Raw genomic sequence first — 25724 nt, 5'->3', positions numbered from 1 at the left:
TCATGCACGGCGAATCTCCAATCAAACGTCGCGTATCGCGCAAGATCTGGGTCGGCTCGGTGCCGGTGGGTGGCGATGCCCCCATCGCCGTACAAAGCATGACCAATAGCGACACCAATGATGTGGCGGCCACCGTTGCCCAGATCAACCGTCTGGAAGCTGCCGGTGTCGACATCGTGCGGGTTTCCGTGCCGGACATGGACGCGGCCGAAGCGTTCGGCCGCATCAAGCAACTGGTCAAGGTGCCGCTGGTTGCCGACATTCACTTCGACTACAAGATCGCGTTGCGCGTAGCCGAACTGGGTGTGGATTGCCTGCGCATCAACCCGGGCAACATCGGTCGCGAAGACCGCGTGCGCGCAGTGGTTGACGCTGCCCGTGACCGTGGCATTCCCATCCGCATCGGCGTGAACGCCGGTTCCCTGGAAAAAGACCTGCAAAAGAAATACGGCGAGCCGACCCCGGCAGCTTTGGTCGAGTCCGCACTGCGCCATGTTGAGCACCTCGAACGCCTGAATTTCCAGGACTTCAAGGTCAGCGTAAAGGCTTCCGACGTGTTCATGGCGGTAGAAGCGTACCGCCTGCTGGCCAAGGAAATCGTGCAGCCGCTGCACCTGGGCATCACAGAAGCGGGCGGTTTGCGCTCAGGCACAGTGAAATCTGCGGTGGGTCTCGGTATGCTGCTCGCCGAAGGGATAGGCGATACCATCCGCATCTCCCTGGCGGCAGACCCGGTAGAGGAAGTGAAAGTCGGTTACGACATTCTCAAGTCCCTGCGTTTGCGTTCCCGCGGCATCAATTTCATCGCCTGCCCGAGCTGTTCGCGGCAGAACTTCGACGTGGTGAAAACCATGAACGATCTGGAAGGGCGCCTTGAAGACCTGCTGGTGCCGCTGGATGTTGCAGTGATCGGTTGCGTGGTCAACGGCCCGGGTGAAGCCAAAGAAGCGCACGTAGGCCTGACTGGTGGCACGCCGAACCTGATTTACATCGACGGCAAGCCGTCGCAAAAGTTGACGAATGACAATCTGGTGGATGAGCTCGAAAAGCTGATCCGCGAGAAAGCGGCCGAAAAGGTCGCGGCTGACGCAGCGCTGATCGCGCGCGGCTGATTGAACGAATTTAAGGATCAGATGTGAGCAAGTCTCTGCAAGCCATTCGTGGCATGAACGATATCCTGCCGGAGCAGACGCCACTGTGGCGCTACTTCGAGAACACGGTCGCGCGTCTGCTGGATACCTACGGTTACAAGCAAATCCGCATGCCGATCGTCGAATTCACCGAGCTGTTCAAGCGCTCCATCGGTGAAGTGACCGACATCGTCGAAAAAGAGATGTACACCTTTGAAGACCGCAACGGCGACTCCCTGACCCTGCGTCCGGAAGGCACTGCCGCGTGTGTGCGTGCCGTGCTTGAGCATGGCCTCACCGGCGCGGGCCAGCCGCAGAAACTGTGGTACATCGGCCCGATGTTCCGTCACGAGCGCCCACAAAAGGGACGTTATCGCCAGTTCCACCAGATTGGCCTGGAAGTCTTCAACATCGACGGCCCGGATATCGACGCCGAGCTGATCGTCCTGACCTGGCGCCTGTGGGGCCTGCTGGGCATCCGCGACGCGGTCAAGCTTGAACTCAACAGCCTGGGCACCAGCGAATCTCGTGGTCGCTACAAGGTGGCGCTGGTCGAGTACCTGACGGGTCACCTGGACAAGCTGGACGAAGACAGCCAGCGCCGTCTGAAGACCAACCCGTTGCGCGTCCTGGACACCAAAAACGCCGACACTCAAGCCGTACTGGTCGACGCGCCGAAAATGGCCGACTACCTGGACGACGAATCCCGCGCGCATTTTGAGGGCCTCAAGGCTCGCCTGGATGCCGCCGGTATTCCGTTCGTGATCAACACCAAGCTGGTGCGTGGCCTCGATTACTACAGCAAGACCGTGTTCGAGTGGGTCACCGACAAACTGGGTGCCCAGGGCACCGTGTGTGCCGGTGGTCGCTACGACGGCCTGGTTGAGCAGATGGGTGGCAAACCAACCACGGGTGTGGGTTTTGCCATGGGGATCGAGCGGTTGATTTTGCTGCTGGAAACCCTGGAACAAGTCCCGGAAGAAATCTCCCGTCAGGTGGATGTGTACCTGTGCGCCTTTGGCGAGGCCGCCGAGCTGGCTGCCCTGGCCTTGAGCGAAAAAGTGCGCGATCAGCTGCCAAACCTGCGGCTGCAGATCAATGCCGGCGCCGGCAGCTTCAAGAGCCAGTTCAAGAAGGCCGACAAGAGCGGCGCGCTGTATGCGCTGATCCTCGGCGATGACGAGCTGGCCCGGCAGGTGATAGGTTTCAAACCCCTGCGTGGCCAGGGTGAGCAACAGAACATTGCCTTTGATGCGCTCGCCGCGCACTTGGCCACCTGCGTCGTGCAGGGTTGAAGCTGTCGAACAGCCGAATTTAGCGATTAAGGAGTATTGGGGTGTCGAGTACTGATGATGAGCAACTGGCCGAGCTGAAGGACTGGTGGCAGCGTAACGGCAAGCCACTGGTGACCGGCGGTCTGCTGGCGTTGGTGGTGGTGTTCGGCTGGCAAGCCTGGCACAAATATCAGGCCAACCAATCCCAGGGTGCCTCGATTCTCTATCAGCAATTGCTGGAAACCACGCTGACGCCCGACGGCAAGCCTGACCCTGCCCAAGTGGCGGACCTGGCCGGCAAGCTGAAAAACGAATTTGGCGGTAGCACTTACGCCCAGTATGGCAGCCTGTTCGTCGCAAAAGTCGCGGTCGATACCGGCAAGCTGGATGACGCAGCCACCGAGCTGAAAGCCATCGCTGACAAGCCGGCCAACCCGACCCTGGGTGAAATCGCACGGCAGCGCCTGGCGCAGGTGCTGGCGGCACAGAACAAGGCTGACGAAGCACTCAAACTGCTCGACGGCGATGCTGACAAGGCATTTGTGGCCACTCGTGAAGAGCTCAAGGGCGACCTGTTGGTCCAATTGGGTCGTACCGACGAAGCCCATGCTGCGTACCAAAAAGCCAAGGCGGCGCTGTCTGATGAAGCGGCAGTCGGTGGCTTACAAATCAAGCTGGACGACTTGGCCAAAGGGGATGCGTGACGTGATCCGTTGGAAACATGCAGCATTGCTGGCTCTGGCCGTTCTGGCCGCGGGTTGCAGCAGCAACAGTAAAAAAGAACTGCCTCCGGCCGAGCTGACCAGCTTCAAGGAAGAAGTGGTCCTGCAAAAGCAATGGAGCCGCTCCGTCGGTGACGGTCAGGGCGATCTCTACAACCTGTTGCAGCCGGCAATCGACGGCGACAACATCGTGGCCACTGACTCCACCGGCGTTGTTATCGCCATGGATCGCATGAACGGCGACGTGAAGTGGAAGAAAGATCTCGAACTGCCGGTTTCCGGTGGTGTGGGCGTCGGCTACGGCATGGTGCTGGTCGGTACGCTCAAGGGCGACGTTGTTGCTCTGGATTCGGCGACCGGTGAAGAGAAATGGCGCGCTCGCGTGACCAGTGAAGTGTTGGCTGCACCGGCCACCAACGGCGATGTTGTCGTTGTGCAAACCCAGGATGACCGTGTAATTGGCCTGGATGCCGCCACGGGCAACCAGCGCTGGTTGTACGACAGCACCCCGGCGGTACTGACGCTGCGCGGCACCAGTGGTCCGATTGTGACCAATAACCTGGCCGTTGCGGGCCTGTCGACCGGTAAAGTGGTCGCCCTGGACACCCAGAACGGCGTGCCGGCCTGGGAAACCCGTGTGGCGATCCCGCAAGGTCGCTCCGAACTGGACCGCGTAGTGGACATCGATGGCGGCTTGCTGCTGTCGGGCGAAACCATTTATGTCGCCACCTACCAGGGCCGCGTTGCCGCGCTGGACCTGCAAAGCGGCCGCATCAACTGGCAGCGTGATGCTTCCAGCTATGCCGGTGTCGCCCAAGGGTTTGGCAGCGTCTACGTAAGCCTTGCTTCCGGCACAGTTGAAAGTGTCGACGAGCGTTCCACCACTGCACTGTGGAGCAACGACTCCTTGGCCCGTCGCCAACTGTCGGCCCCGGAAGTGTTCTCCAGCTACGTAGCGGTTGGTGACTTTGAAGGTTACCTGCATCTGCTGAGCCAGGTGGACGGTCGCTTTGTCGGTCGCGAGCGTATCGACAGCGATGGCCTGCGTGCTCGTCCGCTGGTCGTGGGTAACATGCTTTATGTGTTTGGCAACAGCGGCAAGCTGGAAGCCCTGACCATCAAGTAAGAACTATGCTTGGGGTAACACCCAGGCGGCCCCGCTTCGGCGGGGCATGCGGCATTTGATTATGCTGCCCCGAGCACCAGCCGCTGCCTTGCAGCGGCTTTTGTATTTTCTGAAATAACGAAGTGGAGAGCCGCATGGTTCCCGTAATCGCCCTGGTGGGCCGACCTAACGTCGGCAAGTCCACCTTGTTCAACCGCCTGACCAGGACTCGTGACGCCATCGTCGGCGACTTGTCCGGTCTGACCCGTGATCGCCAATACGGTGAGGCTAAGTGGCAAGGGCGCTCCTACATCATTATCGACACCGGCGGTATTTCCGGTGACGAGCATGGCATGGACGAAAAGATGGCCGAGCAGTCGCTGCTGGCCATTGAAGAAGCCGATGTCGTGCTGTTCCTGGTGGATGCCCGTGCGGGCTACACCGCTGCCGACCAGATGATTGGCGAGCACCTGCGCAAGCGCAACAAACGCTCCTACGTAGTCGCCAACAAGATCGACAACATCGACGCTGAGCTGGCCCGCGCCGAGTTCAGCCCGATGGGCCTGGGTGATGCGATCCCTATCGCCGGTGCCCACGGTCGTGGTATCAGCCAGATGCTGGAAATTGCCCTGAGCAGCTTCCCGAAGGATGACGCCGAGGAAGAAGAGGGTGAAGAAGAAATCGTCGCCGAAGGTGAGGAAGCCAAGCGCATTCCTGGCCCAAGCGAAAAAGACGGTATCAAGATCGCCATCATCGGTCGCCCGAACGTCGGCAAGTCGACGCTGGTCAACCGCATGCTCGGTGAAGAACGGGTGATCGTCTACGACCAGCCCGGCACTACCCGCGACAGCATTTACATCCCGTTCGAACGCAACGAGGAAAAGTACACGCTGATCGACACCGCCGGTGTGCGCAAGCGCGGCAAGATCCACGAGGAAGTTGAAAAGTTCTCGGTGGTCAAAACCCTGCAGGCGATCAAAGACGCCAACGTGGTGATCTTCGTGATGGACGCCCGCGAAGGCGTGGTGGACCACGACCTCAACTTGCTGGGCTTTGCCCTGGAAGCCGGTCGGGCACTGGTGATCGCGATCAACAAGTGGGACGGCATGACGCCAAGCGAGCGCGATTTCGTCAAGATCGAGCTGCAACGCCGCCTGTTCTTCGTTGAATTCGCCGATATCCACTTCATCTCGGCCTTGCACGGCACTGGCGTGGGTAACCTCTATGCCTCCGTACAGAACTCGTTCAAGTCTGCGGTTACCCGCTGGCCGACCAACCGTCTGACCCAGATTCTGGAAGACGCCGTGGGCGAGCACGCGCCGCCGATGGTCAACAACCGCCGGATCAAACTGCGTTACGCCCACTTGGGTGGTGCCAACCCGCCGATTATCGTGATTCACGGTAACCAGATCGAGAAGGTGCCCAAATCCTACGTACGTTACCTGGAAAACACTTACCGCCGTGTCTTGAAACTGGTCGGCACGCCGATCCGTATCGAGTTCAAAGGTGGCGAGAACCCGTACGAAGGCAACAAGAACACTCTGACCGACCGTCAGGTGAACAAGAAGCGCCGTTTGATGACTCACCACAAGAAGGCTGACAAAAAGCGTCGCGACAAACGCTGATTTCGACCTCGCAAAAAGGGCTCTTGATGAGCCCTTTTTTTGTGGGCGACGGTTTGTGCCTTGACCCGGTGAAGCGCGCAGCTTAAAACGTGGGGCTCACCTGCAGGGGCCACCGATGATCACCAGCAAGCTGCCGAATGTCGGCACGACCATTTTCACCACCATGTCGCAACTCGCCGCCGAAACGGGCGCGCTCAACCTGTCCCAGGGCTTCCCCGACTTCAATGGCCCCCAGGGCTTGCTCGATGCGGTAGGCAAGCATATCGCCCTCGGCCATAACCAATACGCACCGATGACCGGCCTGCCGGTGTTGCGGGAGCAGGTGGCCGCCAAGATCGCCCGCAGCTATGGCGCCACTGTCAATGTCGACAGCGAAGTGACGATCACACCTGGTGCCACCGAGGCGATTTTCTGTGCCATTCAGGCGGTGATTCGCAATGGCGATGAAGTGATTGTGTTTGACCCCAGCTACGACAGCTATGAGCCGTCGGTCGAGCTGGCCGGTGGCCGCTGCGTGCATGTGCAACTGAGCCTGAACGGCTTCGCGCTGGACTTTGAAACCCTTGAAGCCGCGCTGTCACCGCGTACACGCATGATCATCCTCAATTCCCCGCATAACCCCACCGGCGCCCTGATCAGTCGCGCCGAGCTGGACCGGTTGGCTGAGCTGATTCGCGACCGTGATATTTATCTGGTCAGCGATGAGGTGTACGAACATCTGGTGTTCGATGGCGTGTCCCATGTCAGCGTGCTCGCCCATGAAGAGTTGTATCAGCGCGCGTTTGTGGTCAGTTCCTTCGGCAAAACCTACCACGTCACGGGCTGGAAAACCGGCTACGTCGTCGCGCCACCGGCCCTCACGGCCGAGCTGCGCAAGGTGCATCAATACGTTAACTTCTGCGGTGTGACGCCTCTGCAATACGCATTGGCCGATTTCATGGCCGAGCACCCGGAACACGTCGAAGCGCTGCCGGCGTTCTACCAGGCCAAGCGCGACCTGTTCTGCGACTTGCTGGCGCCGTCGCGCTTCAGCTTTACTCGAGTGGCCGGCACTTACTTCCAACTGGTGGATTATTCCAAGATCCGTCCGGATCTGGATGACGTCGCCATGTCGTTGTGGATGACCCGCGAACATGGCGTGGCGACGATTCCGGTCTCGGTGTTCTATCAGCACCCGCCTCAGGGCCAGCGCCTGGTGCGCCTGTGCTTTGCCAAACGCGAGGAGACGCTGCAACAGGCAGCGGAGAAACTATGCGTGATCTGACTGTCGACAGTTTTTGGTTTGCCTGACGGGCCGCCATCGCGGGCAAGCCCGCTCCCACAGGGGAATGCATGCCAACTGTGGGAGCGGGCTTGCCCGCGATGCGGCCCTCACAAACACCACAAAACTAACAGTCCAAAAAAAGGCCCCGGGATTCGCATCCAGGGGCCTTTCGCATTTCAGCAGTCAGCTTACGCCGCCTTGGCTTCCTGCTGGCTCAGCGAGCGGTTCAGTGCGCTGAACAGCGCCTTGAAGCTGGCGGTGGTGATGTTTTCATCAATGCCCACGCCATGCACTGGGCGCTCGCCATTTACACGCAGTTCGATGTACGCCGCGGCCTTGGCATTGGTACCCGCACCGATGGCGTGTTCGTTGTAATCCATGATCTCCACGCCAATCGGCAGGCCAGCCACCAGTGCTTCCAGGGCGCCGTTGCCTTTGCCTTTCCAGTGCAGGTTGGTTTCGCCCTGGCCTTTGCCCGAGACTTCCACCTCGACAAAGCTGTTGCCGTTCTCTTCCTGCAGGCGATGGCTGACCAGCGCATACGGCGTGTTGGCTTGCAGGTATTCACGCTGCAGCAAGGCGTAGATCTGCGGTGCGGTCATCTCCAGGCCCACGCGGTCGGTTTCAGCCTGTACCACTTGGCTGAATTCGATCTGCATGCGGCGCGGCAAGCTGATGTCGTACTCCTGCTCCAGCAGGTAGGCGATGCCACCCTTGCCCGACTGGCTGTTCACACGGATCACCGCTTCGTAGCTGCGACCGATATCGGCCGGGTCGATCGGCAAGTACGGCACTTCCCACAGGGCGTCGTCTTTCTGCTGGGCGAAGCCCTTACGGATTGCGTCCTGGTGGGAGCCGGAGAACGCGGTGTGTACCAGGTCGCCGACATACGGGTGACGTGGGTGCACCTGAATCTGGTTGCACTCTTCGACGACTTTGCGCACGCCGTCGATGTCGGAGAAGTCCAGCTGCGGGTCCAGGCCCTGGGTGTACATGTTCAGTGCCACGGTCACGAGGTCGACGTTACCGGTGCGCTCGCCGTTGCCGAACAGGCAGCCTTCGACACGGTCGGCGCCGGCCATCAGGCCAAGCTCGGTGGCGGCCACACCGGTGCCACGGTCGTTGTGGGTGTGCAGGCTGATGATCACGCTGTCACGACGGTTGATATGGCGGCCGAACCATTCGATCTGGTCGGCATAGATGTTCGGCGTGGCGCACTCCACGGTGGCCGGCAGGTTGAGGATCACCTTGTGTTCAGGCGTCGGGTTCCATACCTCAATGACCGCATCGCACACTTCTTTGGCGATCTCCAGTTCAGTGGCGCTGAAGGTTTCCGGCGAGTACTGGAACGTCCACTGGGTTTCCGGCTGTTGGGCGGCGTATTTGACGAACAGCTTGGCCGCGTTGACCGCGATGGCTTTGACGCCGTCCTTGTCCTGGTTGAACACAATGCGACGGAAGGATGGCGACGTGGCGTTGTACAGGTGAACGATGGCTTTTTTCGCACCGCGCAGCGACTCGAAAGTGCGCGCGATCAGGTCTTCACGGGCCTGGGTCAGCACCTGGATGGTGGTGTCGTCCGGGATATGGCCTTCTTCGATCAGGGTACGCACGAAGTCAAAGTCGGTTTGCGAGGCGGATGGGAACGATGCTTCGATTTCCTTCACGCCGACCGCTACCAGAGTCTTCCAGAAACGCAGCTTTTTCACCGCGTCCATCGGCTCGATCAGCGACTGGTTGCCATCACGCAGGTCGGAACTGCACCAGATCGGCGCTTGGGTGATGGTCTTCGACGGCCAGGTGCGGTCTGGGATATCGATAGTCGGGAACGCGCGGTACTTCGAAGACGGGTCTTTGAGCATGCTCATCGGGAAATCCTTTGTTTAGGGGCCGAGAAGAGGCGGCCTGCCATAAGCGTTTATTAGGGATAAAGCAGAAGACGAGGCAGATCGATTCAGCCTGGCAGTCGTGCGCTGACAAGGCACAGGCTGCGGTGCTGGCGGAGCTGAATGAGGGTGTGAGAGGTTTTCATAAGCCCAACCCTAACCGCCGGGGTGAAAGATGGCAAGCAGTCGAGAAAAATTGAGAGAAGTTCTGCTGTATGCGTAGGAAACGAGATTTTGTTGCTTTATTTGTGGATTAGTCGTGTTTTGTTTGCGTGGCATTTGTCAGCTGCGCAATAGTGTCGACTGGCCTGGCGCCATCGCAGGCAAGCCAGCTCCCACAGTAAAGGTATTCCCCCTGTGGGAGCCGGGCTTGCCCGCGATGAGGCCAGTGGCCTCACCCTTCATATCAAGGTTGGAACGCGCCGATAAAGATCGCCGGGTCAACCCGTGCGTCATTGAGGCTGATGTTCCAGTGCATGTGTGGCCCGGTCGCGCGGCCTGTCGAACCCACCTTGCCCACCACCGCGCCGCGCGGCAGTTGCTCGCCGACTTTCACGTCGATCTTCGACATATGACAGAACATGCTGATAAACCCCTGGCCGTGGTCGACAAACACCGTATTGCCATTGAAGAAGTAGTTGCCGGTCAAAATAACCTTGCCCGCCGCCGGCGTCTTGATCGGCGTACCGGCACCGACCGCGAAGTCCAGACCCGAATGCGGGTTGCGTTCTTCGCCATTAAAGAAACGACGCACGCCAAACTTGCTCGACAATGGCCCGTTCACCGGTTTGTCCAGCAAAAGGTTGCTTGGCGTGTTCGGGCTGAAGCTGCGGTAGGCCTTGAGCTGCACGGCCAGTTCGCCCTCGATGCGCTTGAGTTGCGCCGGGTCGGGGTTCACCTGGCTTTTGTTCTTCAGGGTGATGTGCTGCTCGGGGTATTTTTTGAAACCCACCACGAACGGCAGGTTTTTCCCGGCGCTGGTGATGCGTTCGGTGCCGGGTTTGACGGTCAGCGGAATCCCCACGATCGCCAGCCAATTGTTCTGTTCCTTCACCACCAGCACTGGCCGATTCAGGTACGTGGCCTTGGGGGCCGTGGCCGACGTGCCGAGGTCGACCACCGCCACGCCGCCGGGCACCGGCTTGTTCAGCAGGCGCGTGATGTAGCTGTCGGCGTGGGCGTTGAGGGACAGGCAAACGAGCATCAACAAGCTGAGAAAACGTGGCATCAGTCAGTCCAGTAACGAAAGGGTGACGGGCGTCAGGTGGTTGTCTTCCACCCGCACCTGCAATTGGCCTTCGCCCAGTCGCGCGGTCAGGCGCTGGCCGGTATGGGTTTGCGCAGCGTTGCGAATGGCTTGGCCGCGTTCGTCCAGCAAGATGCTGTAACCACGGCCCAGGGTTGCCAGCGGGCTGACCACCTGCAGCGTCTGCACCTGGCTTTGCAGTTGCAGGCGGCGCGCCTTGAGGCCTTCGCGCATGGCCCGGGGCAGGCGTTCGGCGAGGCTGTCCAGGCGTTGGCGCAGCAGGGCCAACTGACGGCCGGGGTGTTGGCCGGCGAGGCGGGTTTCCAGGCGGATCAGGCGCTCGCGACGGGTATTAAGGCTGCGCTCGAATGCACGACGCAGGCGCATGTCCAGGTCATCCAGGCGCTGGGCCTGCTGGCGCAGGCGTTCGCCGGGGTGGCGCAGGCGGCGGGCCATGCCTTCCAGGCGCAGGCGGTCGTGGGCGAGACGGTTGCGCATCAGCATCACCAGACGCCGGTGCAGGTTTTCAACCTGGCGCACGAGGTGGCTGGCGTCTGGCGCGAGCAGTTCGGCGGCGGCGGAGGGCGTCGGGGCGCGCACGTCCGCCACGAAGTCGCTGATGGACACATCGGTTTCATGGCCAACGGCGCTGACGATGGGCGTGACGCACGCGTCAATCGCACGGGCCACGGCTTCTTCGTTAAAACACCAAAGGTCTTCCAGCGAACCGCCGCCACGGGCCAGGATCAGTGCATCAAAGCCCCGTGCATCCGCCAGTTTCAACGCGCGCACAATCTGGGAAATGGCTTCGCGGCCCTGCACGGCGGTCGGGATCAGGGTCAGTTCAACGTTGGGGGCGCGGCGGCGGAATACGCTGATGATGTCGCGGATCACCGCGCCGGTCGGCGAGCTGATAATCCCAATGCGGCGAGGGTGCGCCGGCAGCGGCACCTTGCGCTCGGCACTGAACAGGCCTTCGGCGCTGAGCTTTTCCTTCAACGCATCGAAGGCCAGGCGCAGCGCGCCGTCACCGGCCGGCTCCACCGTATCGAGGATCAATTGGTAGTCGCCGCGCCCTTCGAACAGTGAGACCTTGCCGCGCACTTTCACCGCCAGGCCATCCTTCAACGCCTGGCGCACCCGCGCGGCGTTGTTGCGAAACAGCGCGCAACGCACTTGGGCGCCGCTGTCCTTGAGGGTGAAATACACGTGGCCGGAGGCCGGACGGGCTAGGTTGGAGATCTCGCCTTCGACCCAGATATTGGTAAACACGTCCTCCAGCAACACCCGCGCACGGCCGTTGAGCTGGCTGACAGTCAGGACTTCACGGTCCAGGCCCAAACGGGCAAACGGGTCTTTAATCATGAGAAACGATCTTTAGTCATGGGCGGCAGTTTATAGGCATTCGCGCAGGGTTTGGCAGAATTGCTCGACCAGCGCGCTGGGTGCCTGGGCACAGGCCAGAGCCACGGTGCTGAGGCAGTCCGGGTCGGCCAGGGGTAAAAAGCGCACGTTGGCAGGGGCGATGTCCTGCATGGATTTTGGTAACAAGGCAATACCGAAGCCTGCCTGGATCAGCTGCAACTGGGTGGTCTTGCGTGACATCACCCGCGCCGCCTTGGGGAAAAATCCTGCACGCATGCACAACTCGGCTGACAGGTAACTCAGGCCGCCGCGCTGGGGGTGGGGTATCGAGATAAACGCTTCGTCCTTGAGTTGCGCCAGTTCGACCGGTGAGTTGCTGTGCGCCAGCGGGTGATTCGGCGGCACAGCGAGTAACACTTGCTCACTGTATAAAGGCACCACACGCACCCCTTCACGTTGGCGCAACACCGGCAGGCGCAACAGCCCGACCTCCAGGCGACCGTCGGCGATTTCCTCCAGTTGCGCTTCGGAGGAGAGTTTGGCGATGTCCAGCGACGCCCCCGGGCAGCGCTCCAGCCACGCGCCAATCCCCCGCAACAAGGCCCCGCTCATCGGCACAGTGCTCGAATGGCTCAAGCGCAAAGTGCCCAACTGGCCATTGCCGACCTGCGTGGCCAATTCGCTGGCCTTGAGCAGCTCAGTCAAAAGGTTACGCGCCCTCGGGTAGAACGCCTCACCGGCTGCCGTCAGCCGGGGCTGGCGGGCCGTGCGTTCGAACAGCGGGGTTTGCAAGCGGGTTTCAAGCTCCTTGATCTGCCGGCTCAGGGCCGATTGCGCGATAAACAGACGCTCGGCGGCGGCGCTGAAGCTGCCGCTGTCGGCGATTTCGACGAAGTAGCGCAGTTGGCGGGTGGAGATCACGCGTCATGCCTTTTCGAGATGGGTGGAGGGCTTTGAAGATATTAGTCGCAACACTCGAGGATGGCTAAAGTCAGGGGCATCTCTTTCAAGGAAAAATCCATGGGCCTGGTTGAACTGATGAGCCAGTGGTCGTTCGGCGGCGGGCAATGGTTGGCGATCGGCGCCGGCATCGTGGCGGCTTACGTTGTGTTCGGCATTGCCGGCTTCGGCACGGCATTGGTGGCGGGACCGATCCTCATCCTGTTCATGCCGCTGTCGAAGATTATCCCGCTGCTGGTGCTGCTGGATTTCGTGGCGGCGTTTGGCAACCTGTTGCAATCGCGACGGGATGTGGATAAGCCGGAGCTGTTGCGGCTGCTGCCATGCATGGCCATTGGTTGCACGCTGGGCGTGGTGTTTTTGCTCACCCTGCATTCGGATCTGTTGTTGCTGTTGATGGGGCTGTTTATCAGCGCTTATGCGATTTATACCCTGGCGGTGAGGGCTCGGCCCGCGCAGCTGTCAAAAGGTTGGTCGATTCCCATGGGCACGGTCGGCGGCTTGTTTGGTGCATTGTTTGGCAGTGGCGGCTTTTTATACGCGATCTACCTGAACAGTCGTCTGCCCAAGGACGCGGCGCGCGCCACCCAGAGTGCGTTGATCAGTTGCAGCACGGTGGTGCGCCTGAGCCTGTTCCTGATGGCTGGAGTGTATGCAGACTTGCCGCTGCTGATGCTGGCGCTGTGCCTGTTGCCGGCGATGGCATTGGGGGTGTGGTGGGGACGCAGGCTGGCGATGCGCATGTCCCGCGAGGCGTTTGTGCGGTGGGTGACGTGGCTGGTGTTGGCCAGCGGGGTTGCCTTGATCGGGCGTTACTTGAGTACTTGACCTGTGTGGGGTAGGGATTAAGCTGCCAGCCTTTAGGGCCCCTTCGCGGGCAAGCCGCCACACCGCAGGACTCTCATGAACTCCCAAAGCATCCTTGTCCCGAAAATCTCCACCTTGCCCGTCCACGAACCCCGCGCCCGGGCAATCGTGCGCTGGCTGGTGCGCAAGAACATTATCAAGGAAGAGCTGACCACCTGTGGCCGCACCGGCAACCGCATGGGCTATGCCCTGGCCGATGGCGCCCGCGCCGTGGTGCTGCATCCCGAGGCGTTGCCGTTCAGCGAGCCGATCAACGGCCTGGAGATCATCTACAAACGCTGCATCTACACGCCGGCCAAAGGCTTTCTCGAGGAGGCTGGCTGCCCGGAATGCCTTAAAGAAGTCGGCGAAGCCCTGTTCGAAAGCCTGGAAGACTGGATGCCCGGCCACACCGACAACTTCACCTGCCCGCTGTGTGGGCATGAAGATGACATCAACGGCTTTCTGTTCCTGCAGGAATGCGGGTTTTCCAACCTGGGCTTTATCTTCAATAACTGGGCGGAAGCGGGGTTCAAGCAGAGCTTTATCGACGAATTTGCCGATTGGCTGGACCAGAAGATGAGTTGGGTCAAAGTCGAGCTTTAACCCATCTGTGATCGTTCCCACGCTCCGCGTGGGAATGCATCCTGTGACGCTCCGCGTCACGACCTTAAGAGCGGACGCAGAGCGTCCACGGCGGCATTCCCACGCAGAGCGTGGGAACGATCAGTGTTTAAAAAATATCCATCTATCAGTATTACCAAGTTTGTCAGAGTTTTACATTGAGCCGGACTGGGTGCATGTATATAATGGCGCGCTTCCATTTTCCCGCTCGGGAGCCCCCGCGATGCTGCGTATCAGCCAAGAAGCTCTGACATTCGACGACATTCTCCTAGTGCCCGGTTATTCCGAGGTGCTTCCTAACGAAGTCAGTCTCAAGACCCGCCTAACCCGTGGCATCGAGCTGAATATTCCCCTTGTTTCCGCTGCCATGGATACCGTCACTGAAGCCCGTCTGGCCATCGCCATGGCTCAGGAAGGCGGCATCGGCATCATCCACAAGAACATGACCATCGAGCAGCAAGCTGCCGAAGTGCGCAAGGTCAAGCGTTACGAAGCCGGTGTGGTGAAAGATCCCATCACCATCGAGGCCGACGCCACCGTGCGTGACCTGTTCGACCTGACCCGCCTGCACAACATCTCCGGTGTTCCCGTGCTGCACGATGGCGACCTGGTCGGCATCGTCACTTCCCGTGACGTGCGTTTCGAAAACCGTCTTGAAGTCACCGTCCGTGAAGTGATGACGCCCAAAGAGCGTCTGGTCACTGTCAAGGAAGGCGCCGACAAGAACGACGTGCGCGAACTGTTGCACAAGCACCGCATCGAGCGCGTGCTGATCGTCGACGACAAATTCACCCTCAAGGGCATGATGACCGTCAACGACATCGAAAAAGCCAAGGCTTACCCGTTGGCCAGCAAGGATGACCAGGGTCGTCTGCGCGTTGGCGCGGCGGTCGGTACCGGTAAAGATACCGGTGACCGCGTTTCGGCCCTGGTGGCTGCGGGTGTTGACGTGGTGGTGGTCGACACCGCCCACGGTCACTCCAAAGGCGTGATCGACCGCGTGCGTTGGGTCAAACAGAATTTCCCTGATGTACAAGTGATCGGCGGCAACATCGCCACCGGCGCTGCCGCCAAGGCTCTGGCCGAAGCGGGCGCGGATGCGGTCAAGGTCGGTATCGGCCCTGGCTCGATCTGCACCACCCGTATCGTTGCCGGCGTGGGCGTGCCGCAAATCAGCGCCATCGCCAACGTCGCCGCTGCCCTTGAAGGCACCGGCGTGCCGTTGATCGCCGACGGCGGCATCCGTTTCTCCGGTGACCTGTCCAAGGCCATCGTCGCCGGTGCTTCCTGCGTGATGATGGGCTCGATGTTCGCCGGTACCGAAGAAGCGCCGGGCGAGATCGAGCTGTTCCAGGGCCGTTCGTACAAGGCTTACCGCGGCATGGGTTCGCTGGGCGCCATGTCCCAGGCGCAAGGCTCTTCCGATCGTTACTTCCAGGACTCCTCGGCAGGCGCCGAGAAGCTCGTACCGGAAGGCATCGAAGGCCGTGTTCCTTACAAGGGCACCCTGAGCGCCATCATCCATCAACTGATGGGCGGCTTGCGTTCCTCGATGGGCTACACCGGTAGCGCCAACATCGAAGAAATGCGCACCCAGCCAGAGTTCGTGCGGATCACCGGCGCCGGCATGGCTGAATCCCATGTACACGACGTGCAGATCACCAAGGAAGCGCCAAACTACCGCGTAGGTTGAGGCTTCCAGCAAAACGTTAAGTAACCGGGGCTGTTCTTCAGCCCCGAGTTGTTTCTGATTCATTAGACGAGACTGACTTCATGGCCCTCGACATTCACGCCCACCGCATCCTGATCCTCGATTTCGGTTCCCAGTACACCCAGCTGATCGCCCGCCGCGTGCGTGAAATCGGCGTGTACTGCGAACTGCATCCGTTCGACATGGACGACGAAGCGATCCGCGAATTCGCACCCAAAGGCGTCATCCTCGCCGGTGGCCCGGAGTCCGTGCACGAAGCCAACAGCCCGCGTTGCCCGCAAGCCGTATTCGACCTGGGCGTGCCCGTCTTCGGTATCTGCTACGGCATGCAGACCATGGCCGAGCAACTGGGCGGCAAGGTTGAAGGTTCCGAATTGCGTGAATTCGGTTATGCCCGTGTGGACGTGGTCGGCAAGAGCCGCCTGCTGGACGGCATCGAAGACCACGTCGACGCCGATGGCCTGTTCGGCCTCGACGTGTGGATGAGCCACGGTGACAAGGTCACCCGGATGCCGGAAGACTTCCACATCCTGGCCAGCACCCCGAGCTGCCCGATCGCCGGCATGTTCAGCGACGAGCGTCGTTACTACGGCGTGCAGTTCCACCCGGAAGTGACCCACACCAAGCAGGGCGGCCGCATCCTGTCGCGCTTCATCCTCGACATCTGCGAGTGTGAAGCCCTGTGGACCCCGTCGAAAATCGCTGAAGACGCCATTGCCCAAGTTCGTGCCCAAGTCGGCACCGACAACGTGCTGCTGGGCCTGTCCGGCGGCGTTGACTCCTCCGTGGTGGCTGCACTGCTGCACAAGGCCATCGGCGACCAGCTGACCTGCGTCTTCGTCGACAACGGCCTGCTGCGCCTGCACGAAGGTGAGCAAGTGATGGCCATGTTCGCCGAGAACATGGGCGTCAAGGTGATCCGCGCCAACGCCGAGGACCAGTTCCTCAACAACCTGGCCGGCGAGTCCGACCCGGAGAAGAAGCGCAAGATCATCGGCCGCACCTTTATCGACGTGTTCGATGCCCAGTCGAGCAAACTGGACAACATCAAGTACCTCGCCCAGGGCACCATCTACCCTGACGTGATCGAGTCGGCCGGCGCCAAGAGCGGCAAGGCCCACGTGATCAAATCCCACCACAACGTGGGTGGCCTGCCGGAGGAAATGAACCTCAAGCTGGTAGAACCGCTGCGCGAACTGTTCAAGGACGAAGTCCGCCGTCTGGGCCTGGAACTCGGCCTGCCGTACGACATGGTCTACCGCCACCCATTCCCGGGCCCGGGCCTGGGCGTGCGTATCCTGGGTGAAGTGAAGAAGGAATACGCCGACCTGCTGCGTCGCGCCGACCACATCTTCATCGAAGAGCTGCGCAAGGCCGACTGGTACCACAAGGTCAGCCAGGCGTTCGTGGTGTTCCAGCCGGTTAAATCGGTTGGCGTGGTCGGCGATGGCCGTCGTTATGCGTGGGTTGTTGCACTGCGCGCCGTAGAAACCATCGACTTCATGACCGCGCGCTGGGCACACCTGCCGTACGAACTGCTGGAAACTGTCAGCGGCCGTATCATCAATGAGATCGAAGGCATCTCGCGCGTGACGTATGACGTGTCGAGCAAGCCGCCGGCGACGATTGAGTGGGAGTGATCCTGCGGTAGCAGGTGAGCGCTGAATAACAAAACCCCGGCCATGTGCCGGGGTTTTGTGTTTCTGGTGCGCGATGAGTCAAACACCACTAACCCGATGTGGGAGCTGGCTTGCCTGCGATGGCCTCACCTCGGTAAGGCTTGATACCCAGGCGTCTGCATCGCAGGCAAGCCAGCTCCCACATTTTGATCTCTGTTTGAGACTAGCGCCGTGCAATATCCGAAAAGTAAAACTTATCCAACGTATGCCGCGACTCGGTGTACTCGAACTGCCGACCGTCCTGCAAAAACGTCTGGTTACTCACCACGATCACATGGCTTTGCCCGTCAAGGTCCAGGTGTGCCTGGTCGTCTTTGCTGCGGGGCAGGGCTTCGATGGTGCGTTGGGCATAGGCGATTTGCAGCTGCAGCGTCTGTTCGATAAACGCGTAGATCGACTGCTCGGCAATCGAGCGGTCGAGGCCCGGGATCACGTCGGCGACGAAGTGGTTGATGTCGAGGATCACGCGTTTGCCGCCGATGTGGCGTATGCGTTTGATGCGGGTGATCAGCGTGCCGGGCTCGGCTTCGATATGTTGCAGCAATGAGCCACCCAGCGGGATCTGGCTGAATTCGACCACTTCGGTGCGGATGTCATCGCCCAGGTCGGCGTGGGTTTCGTGGAAGCTGACGATGCCGCCCAGTTGGAACTCAATCGGGTTCGGCGACAGCACGAAGGTGCCCTTGCCGTGGATTTTTTGCGCGAAACCACGCTCCTGCAATTGCTCTATGGCGCGACGAACGGTGCCACGGCTCGCCTGGTAGGCGTCCATCAATTCGGTCTCGGAGGGAAGGCGCGTACCGCGTTGCAGGCGTTCGGTGGTGATGCTGGCAAGCAGATCCGTGTAGATCTGGTTGTATTTACTCATGGTGGTGGCTCTGTGCCGTATTTGCATTCAAGGCAGGAACCTTAGTGGCAGAGGTGGGGTTTGTCCATTCAACCCTTGGATAAGTATGCCTACCTAAAATAAACAATTTGTAACTCGTACAGACGAGTTGTTGCTTTAACTCGTCTGTACGAGTACTTTTGCTTTCGGCGTGCTGCCAATGACTGCCCCCAATAAAAAAAACCAAGTGGAAACCAAGCATGAGCCACGACTATTCAACCATTGCCCACGAGATTCTCGAGAACCTCGGAGGCAGCGACAACCTTGAGCAAGCTGCCCATTGCGTGACCCGCCTGCGCCTGGCGCTCAAGGACCCGAGCCGGGTCAACAGCAGTGCGCTGAACCAGGTCGACCTGGTCAAGGGATCGTTTTTCACCGGCGGCCTGTTCCAGGTCGTGATCGGTCCGGGCGAGGTGGAGAAAGTCTACGCCGCCCTGCGCGAAGCCACCGGCCTTGCGGTCTCCACCATCGCCGACGTCAAGCAGAAGGGCGCCGACAAAACCAACGCCATGCAGCGTCTGGTGCGCGTGTTTTCCGATGTGTTCATGCCGATCCTGCCCGCGCTGATCATCGCCGGCCTGTTGATGGGCGTGAACAACCTGATGGGCGCCAAGGGCATGTTCATCGAGGGCAAGACGCTGCTGGAGGCCTATCCGAACCTGGATGGCCTGTGGAGCCTGATCAACCTGATGGCCAACACCTCGTTCGTGTTCCTGCCGGCGCTGGTGGGCTGGTCGGCGGCTAAGCGATTCGGCGGCAGTGAAATCCTCGGCATCGTGCTGGGCCTGATGCTGGTGCACCCGGACCTGCTCAATGCCTGGAACTACGGCAAGGCCGTGGCCGGGCTGGACGGCCAGAGCCTGCCGTACTTCGATATTTTCGGTTGGTTCAAGATCGAGAAAGTCGGCTATCAGGGGCAGATCCTGCCGATTCTGATGGCGGCTTATGTGATGAGCGTGATCGAAAAATGGCTGCGGGCCCGCGTGCCGAATGCAATTCAACTGCTGGTCGTGCCGATCACCACCATTGTTGTCACCGGCGTGCTGGCGCTGGCGGTCATCGGCCCGGTGACCCGTCACCTCGGCATCCTGATCACTGAGGGCGTGGTCACCCTGTTCGACCTGGCGCCGATGCTCGGCGGTGCGATTTTCGGCCTGTTGTATGCCCCGCTGGTGATCACCGGCATGCACCACATGTTCCTCGCCGTGGACCTGCAGTTGATCTCCACCCAGGGCGGTACCTTTATCTGGCCGATGATTGTGATGTCCAACCTGGCCCAGGGCAGCGCCGCCCTCGCGGTGTTCTACACCACCCGCAACGCGCGGGACAAAAGCATGGCCTCGACCTCGGCGATTTCCGCGTATTTCGGCATCACGGAACCGGCCATGTTCGGCGTCAACCTGCGCTTCAAGTTCCCGTTCTACTCCGCGCTGCTGGGCTCGGCGCTGGGCAGCATCTTCCTGTCGATGAACAAGGTACAGGCGTCGGCCATCGGGGTCGGTGGCTTGCCGGCGTTTATCTCGATCCTTCCGCAGTACATCCCGGTGTTTGTGATCGGGATGGTCATCGCGATGGTCGTGCCGTTTGTTTTGACCTGTGCGTTGAGCATGAAGATCGTTCGGCCTGGATACCGGGTCGCCTGATCGACCGCTTTCGCGAGCAAGCCCGCTCCCACCTGGATTTGTGAACACATTCAACGGTGGGAGCTGGCTTGCCTGCGATGAGGCCCTGAAAGCCAGCACACCAATAACTGAAGGAACCCACCATGCAAGACTGGCAACACTCGGTGATCTACCAGATCTACCCAAAAAGCTTTCACAGCCACGCGGGTAACGCCACCGGTGACCTGCTGGGTATCGTGGACAAGCTCGACTACCTCAAATGGCTGGGCGTTGACTGCCTGTGGATCACTCCGTTCCTGCGCTCGCCGCAGCGCGACAATGGTTATGACATCAGCGATTACTACGCCATCGACCCCAGCTACGGGACCATGGCCGATTGCGATTTGCTCATTGCCGAAGCGGCCAAGCGCGGCATCAAGTTGATGTTGGATATCGTGGTCAACCACACCTCCATCGAGCACGAATGGTTTCAGCAGGCGCGCAGCAGCCTCGACAACCCGTACCGCGACTTCTATATCTGGCGCGACCAGCCGAACAACTGGGAGTCCAAGTTCGGCGGCTCTGCCTGGGAATACGAGGCGCAAACCGGCCAGTACTTCCTGCACCTGTTCGACCACACCCAGGCCGACCTGAATTGGGACAACCCCAAGGTACGCGCCGAGGTGTTCAAGCTGATGCGCTTCTGGCGCGACAAAGGCGTGGGCGGTTTCCGCCTGGACGTGATCAACCTGATCTCCAAGCCTGCCGATTTCCCCGAAGACAACACCGACGGCCGGCGCTTCTACACCGACGGCCCGAACGTGCACGAATACCTGCAGGAAATGCACCGCGAAGTCTTTGAAGGGCATGACCTGATCAACGTCGGCGAGATGTCGTCCACCAGCCTCGAGCACTGCATCCGCTACTCGCGGCCGGAGTCGAAAGAGCTGTCGATGACCTTCAACTTTCATCACCTGAAAGTCGATTACCCGAACCTGCAGAAGTGGGTGAAGGCCGACTTCGATTTCCTGCAACTCAAGCAGATTTTCTCCGACTGGCAACTGGGCATGCAGGCCGGTGGCGGCTGGAACGCGCTGTTCTGGTGTAACCACGACCAGCCGCGCGTGGTCTCGCGCTTTGGTGACGACGGCGAGCACCGTGTGGTCTCGGCGAAGATGCTCGCCACGGCGCTGCACTTCCTCCAGGGTACGCCGTATGTGTACCAGGGCGAAGAGCTGGGCATGACCAATCCGGGGTTCAACACGATTGAGCAATACCGCGACGTGGAGACGCTGAACATCTTTCGCCTCAAACGCGATGCCGGTGAATCCGAGGCGTCGAGCATGGCGGCGATCATGCAGAAGTCTCGCGACAACGGTCGCACGCCGATGCAATGGAGCGCCGAGGCGAACGCCGGCTTCAGCACGGGCGAACCGTGGATCGGTATTCCGGCCAACGCGGCGCAGATCAACGTCGCCAGCCAACTGGATGACCCGGATTCGGTGCTGCATCACTACCGCGCGCTGATCGCTTTGCGCCGCCACGAGCCGCTGATTCAGGAAGGCGTGTACCGCCAGTTGCTGCAGGACCATCTGCACGTCTGGGCTTACCTGCGCGAAGGCCATGGCGAGCGCTTGCTGGTGCTCAACAACTTCTACGGCACGCCGTGCGAAATCCAGCTGCCCGATCACGTGATCAACCCGTCGCAGACGCCGCGCCTGCTGATCAGCAACTACCCCGACAGCCCGCCGCTTACCGGCACGCTGCTGCTGCGCCCTTACGAATCGTTTGTGCTGCACCTCAAGGACTGAGACCCGCTTCAACCCCTGCCCGGGAGTGCAGGGGGCTTGACCCAAAACATAATAAAAATATCGGAGTGCTTCATGAGAACAACAATAAAGCTGGGCCTCATTGCGTCTTGTCTCACCGCACCTTTCGCCGCCCAAGCCCTGGAATTTGCCGGTTACCTGCGCAGCGGCGCCGGCACTTCAACGGGCAGCGGCAAGCAGCAGTGCTTCCAGTTGCCGGGGGCACAATCCAAATACCGGCTGGGTAACGAATGCGAGCAGTATGCGGAGCTGGAATTGCGCCAGGACCTGCTGACCCTCGACGACGGCTCGGTTCTCAGCGTGGATGCCATGGCCTCGCTGTACAACAAATACGATCGCGACCTGAGGTTTCAGGGCGAAGACAACGGCTCGGCGCGCATGCCGCAGATGTATGCGCAGTGGTCCAACCTGCCGAGCCTCAACGGTGGTTCGGTGTGGGCCGGTCGGCGTTACTACAAACGAAATGACATCCACATTTCCGACTTCTACTACTGGAACCAGAGTGCCACGGGCGGCGGCGTGGAGGACGTGAAAATCGGCGACCTCAAATACAGCTACGCCATCTCCCGCAAGGACAACCTGTACCAGAAGGAATACGCGACCCGTCACGACTTCAACGTGGCAGGTTTCAAGACCAACCCCGGCGGCGAGCTGGAATTCGGTTTGAGCTACATCGACAAAGCGGGCGGTCGTGACGCCAACAGCGGCTGGGCGATTACGGCGCAGCACGTGCAAAAACCTTTCCTGGGCGGCAGGAACAAGTTCGCCTTGCAGTACGGTGAAGGCCCCGGCACCGGCTTGGGTTACACCGGCGACACGACCCTGGACAAGAGCAGCAAAAGCTACCGTGCCGTGGAATTTTTCGACTGGCAGGTGACCCCGCGTTTCGGCGGGCAGGTTGAGGCGGTGTATCAGAAAGACATTCGCCCGGGCTCGTCGGACCAAACCTGGATGTCCGTCGGCGTGCGCCCGACCTATGCGATCACTGAGCAGTTCAAGCTGGTGACCGAACTTGGGCACGATCAGGTCGAGGCCACCGGTGGCACGCGCAAGCTGAGCAAATTTACCTTCGCCCCGACCTGGTCGCCCAACGGCCCGGATTTCTGGGCGCGACCTGAAGTGCGTTTGTATTACACCTACGCCAGCTGGAACGAAGCCGCCAAGCGCGCGGCGAATGAGCTGGCGGCGGGTTCGGCGTTGTCCGACACCGGTGCCTACGGCACGGCGCGGCATGGGTCCAACTTTGGTGTGCAAGTCGAATACTGGTGGAAATAAGAATGTGGGTGTACGCGGACTAATGTGGGAGCTGGCTTGCCTGCGATGCAGGCGACTCGGTTTTTCATCAGGACCGAGGTGATGCCATTGCAGGCAAGCCAGCTCCCACACTGGATCGCCGTTCGCCCTATGATTTTTACAGAACAAAACAGCAGGTGAAGTCATGACCACAACGCAACCCCTGGAATTGCTGGCGCCCCTGTCCGGGGTGCTGCTGGCGCTGGGCAAGGTGCCCGACCCGGTATTCGCCAGCCGCCTGATCGGCGACGGCCTGTGCATCGACCCGACCACGCAGACCCTCTGCGCGCCGTTGGCCGGTGTGATCAGCAATATTCAGGACAGCGGTCATGCCGTGAGCATCACCGACGACAACGGTGTGCAGGTGCTCCTGCACATTGGCCTGGACACGGTGAACCTGGCAGGCCAGGGCTTCACGCGGCTGGTGCAGGAAGGCCAGCGCGTGGAGGCCGGGCAGCCGCTGATTGAATTCGATGCCGACTACGTGGCGCTCAATGCCCGCAGTTTGCTGACCTTGATGCTGGTGGTCAGCGGCGAGCCGTTTGTGCTGCTGGCGCAGGATAACGAGCTGGTGGAACTGGGTCAGCCATTACTGCAAGTCTCGCCGGGTAATGCGGTAGAAGAAGCCACTGAAGAGGAGGGCGACGCCCTGTTCTCCAAGCCGCTGACCTTGCCCAACGCCAACGGCCTGCACGCCCGCCCGGCGGCGGTATTTGCCCAGGCGGCCAAGGGTTTTAACGCGAGCATTTACCTGCACAAGCAAACCCAGAGCGCCAACGCCAAATCCCTGGTGGCGATCATGGCCCTGCAAACCGTGCAGGGCGATACCTTGCAGGTGAGCGCGGCCGGTGAGGATGCCGACGCCGCGATCAAGGCGCTGGTGACCTTGCTGGCCGAGGGCTGCGGCGAGACGGTTGCGGCGGTGGCAGAAGTGGTTGAGCCCGTGACACCCGTGTCGTCGGCGACCTTGCTGCGTGGCGTTTGTGCTTCGCCGGGCTCGGCCTTTGGCCAAGTGGTTCAGGTAGCGGAACCCGAGCTGACCATCACTGAACAAGGCGCCGGTGAGCCCGCCGAGCGCGCTGCGCTGGAGCGCGGCCTGCTGGCGGCTACCGAGGCGCTGCAAGCCTTGCAGGCCAAGGCGGCCGGCAGCGCTCAGGCCGAAATCTTCCGCGCCCATCAGGAACTGCTCGAAGACCCGACCTTATTGGAGCAAGCCCACAGCCTGCTCGCCGAAGGCAAAAGCGCCGCGTTTGCCTGGAACAGCGCCACACTGGCCACGGCCAGGCAGTTCCAGGCATTGGGCAATGCGTTGCTCGCCGAGCGCGCGGCGGACCTGGCCGATGTCGGCCAGCGTGTGCTGAAACTGATCCTGGGTATTCAAGACAGCGCCTGGGATTTGCCGGACCGCGCGATCCTGATTGCCGAGCAACTGACCCCTTCGCAAACCGCCAGCCTCGATACGCGCAAAGTGCTGGGTTTCGTTACCGTCGGCGGCGGCGCGACCAGCCACGTCGCGATCCTCGCCCGGGCCCTGGGGCTGCCGGCCATTTGCGGCGTGCCCTTGAACGTGCTGACGCTGGCCAACGGTAAACAAGTGTTGCTGGATGCCGACAAGGGCGAACTGCACCTGGACCCGAACCTGGCGGAAATCGAACAGCTGGAAGCCACGCGACAACAGCAGATTCTGCGCCGTCAGCGTGAAGTGGCGCAGGCGTCTCTGCCGGCCACCACTCGCGACGGGCATCATGTTGACGTCTCGGCCAACGTTGCTTCGTTGCAAGAGGTGGAGCAATCCCTGACCCTCGGCGGCGAAGGCGTCGGCCTACTGCGTTCGGAGTTTCTGTACCTGGACCGCAACCGCGCGCCAAGCCCCGAGGAACAGGCCGGTACTTACACCGCTATCGCCCGCGCGCTGGGGGCTGAGCGCAACCTCGTCGTGCGCACCCTGGATGTCGGCGGCGACAAACCGTTGGCTTATGTGCCGATGGAGGCCGAAACCAACCCGTTCCTCGGTTTGCGCGGCATTCGTCTGTGCCTGGAGCGCCCTGAGCTGTTGCGCGAACAATTTCGCGCGATTCTCGCCAGCGCCGGTTTTGCGCGCCTGCACATCATGTTGCCGATGGTCAGCCTGCTGTCCGAACTGCGCCTGGCGCGGCAGATTCTGGAAGAGGAAGCGCTGGCGCTTGGGCTTACCGAGCTGCCGAAACTGGGCATCATGATCGAAGTGCCATCCGCCGCGTTGATGGCGGATGTGTTTGCACCTCACGTGGATTTTTTCTCCATCGGCACCAATGACCTGACCCAGTACACCCTGGCCATGGACCGCGACCACCCACGGCTCGCCAGCCAGGCTGACAGCTTTCACCCGGCCGTGCTGCGTCTGATCGCCACCACGGTCAAGGCGGCGCACGCCCATGGCAAGTGGGTGGGCGTGTGCGGCGCGCTGGCGTCCGAAGCCTTGGCGGTGCCGGTGCTGATCGGGCTGGGTGTGGATGAATTGTCGGTCAGCGTGCCGTTGATCCCGACTATCAAGGCCACCGTACGCGAGCTGGACCTGGCCGACTGCCAGATCATCGCCCGCCAGGTGCTGGGCCTGGAAGAAGCCGCCCAGGTGCGCGAGGCCTTGAGCCAATACCACGCGGCCACCGTTGAATCCTCACCTGTTCTGGAGCACTGAG

The 25724-nt window shown here is 60.8% G+C and carries 19 protein-coding genes; 14 read left to right on the top strand and 5 right to left on the bottom strand.

Annotation, left to right across the window (positions count from 1 at the left end; genetic code table 11):
* Nucleotides 1–2 precede the first annotated feature (2 nt).
* From ispG to ATI14_RS01120, 6 genes are all read left to right on the top strand, one after another.
* Nucleotides 3–1112 (top strand): flavodoxin-dependent (E)-4-hydroxy-3-methylbut-2-enyl-diphosphate synthase, encoded by a 1110-nt coding sequence (ispG, locus tag ATI14_RS01145; RefSeq protein WP_016971989.1) that lies wholly within the window; start codon nucleotides 3–5, stop codon nucleotides 1110–1112.
* Nucleotides 1113–1135: 23 nt separating this feature from the next.
* Nucleotides 1136–2425 carry a histidine--tRNA ligase gene (hisS, locus tag ATI14_RS01140; protein WP_016971988.1) on the top strand — a complete coding sequence of 430 codons (1290 nt, stop codon included), beginning with the start codon at nucleotides 1136–1138 and terminating at the stop codon, nucleotides 2423–2425.
* A gap of 41 nt (nucleotides 2426–2466) precedes the next feature.
* On the top strand, nucleotides 2467–3108 hold the full coding sequence (locus tag ATI14_RS01135; RefSeq protein WP_016971987.1) for a YfgM family protein: 642 nt from the start codon (nucleotides 2467–2469) through the stop codon (nucleotides 3106–3108).
* The gene (gene bamB / locus ATI14_RS01130; RefSeq protein ID WP_016971986.1) at nucleotides 3101–4252 is read left to right on the top strand and encodes an outer membrane protein assembly factor BamB; all 1152 of its coding nucleotides are present in this window, start codon (nucleotides 3101–3103) and stop codon (nucleotides 4250–4252) included. Before ATI14_RS01135 ends, bamB begins: the two co-directional genes overlap by 8 nt.
* 134 nt (nucleotides 4253–4386) lie before the next feature.
* The gene (gene der, locus ATI14_RS01125) at nucleotides 4387–5856 is read left to right on the top strand and encodes a ribosome biogenesis GTPase Der (RefSeq protein ID WP_016971985.1); all 1470 of its coding nucleotides are present in this window, start codon (nucleotides 4387–4389) and stop codon (nucleotides 5854–5856) included.
* 115 nt (nucleotides 5857–5971) lie between these two features.
* The gene (locus ATI14_RS01120; protein ID WP_016971984.1) at nucleotides 5972–7120 is read left to right on the top strand and encodes a pyridoxal phosphate-dependent aminotransferase; all 1149 of its coding nucleotides are present in this window, start codon (nucleotides 5972–5974) and stop codon (nucleotides 7118–7120) included.
* Between the two features lie 188 nt (nucleotides 7121–7308).
* On the opposite strand, the gene leuA is transcribed toward ATI14_RS01120, so the two are convergent.
* The 4 genes from leuA to ATI14_RS01095 form a co-directional block, all read right to left on the bottom strand.
* Nucleotides 7309–8988: a 2-isopropylmalate synthase gene (gene leuA, locus ATI14_RS01115; RefSeq protein WP_016971983.1), complete on the bottom strand. Its 1680-nt coding sequence runs from the start codon at nucleotides 8986–8988 to the stop codon at nucleotides 7309–7311.
* Between the two features lie 424 nt (nucleotides 8989–9412).
* Nucleotides 9413–10234 (bottom strand): M23 family metallopeptidase, encoded by an 822-nt coding sequence (locus ATI14_RS01105; protein WP_016971982.1) that lies wholly within the window; start codon nucleotides 10232–10234, stop codon nucleotides 9413–9415.
* A 3-nt stretch (nucleotides 10235–10237) separates the two neighbouring features.
* Nucleotides 10238–11617, bottom strand: a complete 1380-nt coding sequence (gene xseA, locus ATI14_RS01100; RefSeq protein ID WP_016971981.1) for an exodeoxyribonuclease VII large subunit — start codon at nucleotides 11615–11617, stop codon at nucleotides 10238–10240.
* A 30-nt stretch (nucleotides 11618–11647) separates the two neighbouring features.
* Entirely contained in the window at nucleotides 11648–12538 is an 891-nt protein-coding gene (locus ATI14_RS01095; RefSeq protein ID WP_016971980.1) for a LysR family transcriptional regulator, read from the bottom strand.
* Nucleotides 12539–12637: 99 nt separating this feature from the next.
* Between ATI14_RS01095 and ATI14_RS01090 the strand changes: the two genes are divergently transcribed.
* The 4 genes from ATI14_RS01090 (at nucleotide 12638) to guaA (ending at nucleotide 17398) form a co-directional block, all read left to right on the top strand.
* The gene (locus ATI14_RS01090) at nucleotides 12638–13405 is read left to right on the top strand and encodes a sulfite exporter TauE/SafE family protein (protein ID WP_016971979.1); all 768 of its coding nucleotides are present in this window, start codon (nucleotides 12638–12640) and stop codon (nucleotides 13403–13405) included.
* Between the two features lie 75 nt (nucleotides 13406–13480).
* Nucleotides 13481–14029, top strand: coding sequence for a hypothetical protein (locus ATI14_RS01085; protein WP_016971978.1), 549 nt, complete (start codon nucleotides 13481–13483; stop codon nucleotides 14027–14029).
* A 241-nt stretch (nucleotides 14030–14270) separates the two neighbouring features.
* On the top strand, nucleotides 14271–15740 hold the full coding sequence (gene guaB, locus ATI14_RS01080) for an IMP dehydrogenase (RefSeq protein WP_016971977.1): 1470 nt from the start codon (nucleotides 14271–14273) through the stop codon (nucleotides 15738–15740).
* Between the two features lie 80 nt (nucleotides 15741–15820).
* On the top strand, nucleotides 15821–17398 hold the full coding sequence (gene guaA / locus ATI14_RS01075; RefSeq protein ID WP_016971976.1) for a glutamine-hydrolyzing GMP synthase: 1578 nt from the start codon (nucleotides 15821–15823) through the stop codon (nucleotides 17396–17398).
* Nucleotides 17399–17600: 202 nt separating this feature from the next.
* On the opposite strand, the gene treR is transcribed toward guaA, so the two are convergent.
* Complete coding sequence (treR, locus tag ATI14_RS01070) at nucleotides 17601–18305, bottom strand: trehalose operon repressor (protein ID WP_016971961.1); 705 nt, start codon at nucleotides 18303–18305, stop codon at nucleotides 17601–17603.
* Between the two features lie 218 nt (nucleotides 18306–18523).
* Here treR and treP point away from each other — a divergent pair, with 218 nt between their 5' ends.
* The 4 genes from treP to ptsP all read left to right on the top strand — a co-directional run bounded on the left by treP (nucleotide 18524) and on the right by ptsP (nucleotide 25723).
* Nucleotides 18524–19966, top strand: a complete 1443-nt coding sequence (gene treP / locus ATI14_RS01065) for a PTS system trehalose-specific EIIBC component (protein WP_017253556.1) — start codon at nucleotides 18524–18526, stop codon at nucleotides 19964–19966.
* Nucleotides 19967–20088: 122 nt separating this feature from the next.
* Nucleotides 20089–21735 carry an alpha,alpha-phosphotrehalase gene (gene treC, locus ATI14_RS01060; protein WP_016971960.1) on the top strand — a complete coding sequence of 549 codons (1647 nt, stop codon included), beginning with the start codon at nucleotides 20089–20091 and terminating at the stop codon, nucleotides 21733–21735.
* A 72-nt stretch (nucleotides 21736–21807) separates the two neighbouring features.
* On the top strand, nucleotides 21808–23028 hold the full coding sequence (locus ATI14_RS01055) for a maltoporin (RefSeq protein ID WP_016971959.1): 1221 nt from the start codon (nucleotides 21808–21810) through the stop codon (nucleotides 23026–23028).
* Between the two features lie 163 nt (nucleotides 23029–23191).
* The gene (gene ptsP / locus ATI14_RS01050) at nucleotides 23192–25723 is read left to right on the top strand and encodes a phosphoenolpyruvate--protein phosphotransferase (protein ID WP_016971958.1); all 2532 of its coding nucleotides are present in this window, start codon (nucleotides 23192–23194) and stop codon (nucleotides 25721–25723) included.
* Nucleotide 25724 lies beyond the last annotated feature (1 nt).

Source organism: Pseudomonas tolaasii NCPPB 2192, assembly GCF_002813445.1.
Lineage (GTDB): Bacteria > Pseudomonadota > Gammaproteobacteria > Pseudomonadales > Pseudomonadaceae > Aquipseudomonas > Aquipseudomonas tolaasii.
Note: the sequence above shows the minus strand (reverse complement) of the source record. Positions and strands in the feature narration are given on the sequence as shown.

Coding starts and splice junctions, on each gene's coding strand:
- ispG (WP_016971989.1), top strand. CDS start 3: ATGCACGGCGAATCTCCAATCAAACGTCGCGTATCGCGCAAGATCTGG.
- bamB (WP_016971986.1), top strand. CDS start 3,101: ATGCGTGACGTGATCCGTTGGAAACATGCAGCATTGCTGGCTCTGGCC.
- der (WP_016971985.1), top strand. CDS start 4,387: ATGGTTCCCGTAATCGCCCTGGTGGGCCGACCTAACGTCGGCAAGTCC.
- ATI14_RS01120 (WP_016971984.1), top strand. CDS start 5,972: ATGATCACCAGCAAGCTGCCGAATGTCGGCACGACCATTTTCACCACC.
- leuA (WP_016971983.1), bottom strand. CDS start 8,988: ATGAGCATGCTCAAAGACCCGTCTTCGAAGTACCGCGCGTTCCCGACT.
- ATI14_RS01105 (WP_016971982.1), bottom strand. CDS start 10,234: ATGCCACGTTTTCTCAGCTTGTTGATGCTCGTTTGCCTGTCCCTCAAC.
- xseA (WP_016971981.1), bottom strand. CDS start 11,617: ATGATTAAAGACCCGTTTGCCCGTTTGGGCCTGGACCGTGAAGTCCTG.
- ATI14_RS01090 (WP_016971979.1), top strand. CDS start 12,638: ATGGGCCTGGTTGAACTGATGAGCCAGTGGTCGTTCGGCGGCGGGCAA.
- ATI14_RS01085 (WP_016971978.1), top strand. CDS start 13,481: ATGAACTCCCAAAGCATCCTTGTCCCGAAAATCTCCACCTTGCCCGTC.
- guaB (WP_016971977.1), top strand. CDS start 14,271: ATGCTGCGTATCAGCCAAGAAGCTCTGACATTCGACGACATTCTCCTA.
- guaA (WP_016971976.1), top strand. CDS start 15,821: ATGGCCCTCGACATTCACGCCCACCGCATCCTGATCCTCGATTTCGGT.
- treR (WP_016971961.1), bottom strand. CDS start 18,305: ATGAGTAAATACAACCAGATCTACACGGATCTGCTTGCCAGCATCACC.
- treP (WP_017253556.1), top strand. CDS start 18,524: ATGAGCCACGACTATTCAACCATTGCCCACGAGATTCTCGAGAACCTC.
- treC (WP_016971960.1), top strand. CDS start 20,089: ATGCAAGACTGGCAACACTCGGTGATCTACCAGATCTACCCAAAAAGC.
- ATI14_RS01055 (WP_016971959.1), top strand. CDS start 21,808: ATGAGAACAACAATAAAGCTGGGCCTCATTGCGTCTTGTCTCACCGCA.
- ptsP (WP_016971958.1), top strand. CDS start 23,192: ATGACCACAACGCAACCCCTGGAATTGCTGGCGCCCCTGTCCGGGGTG.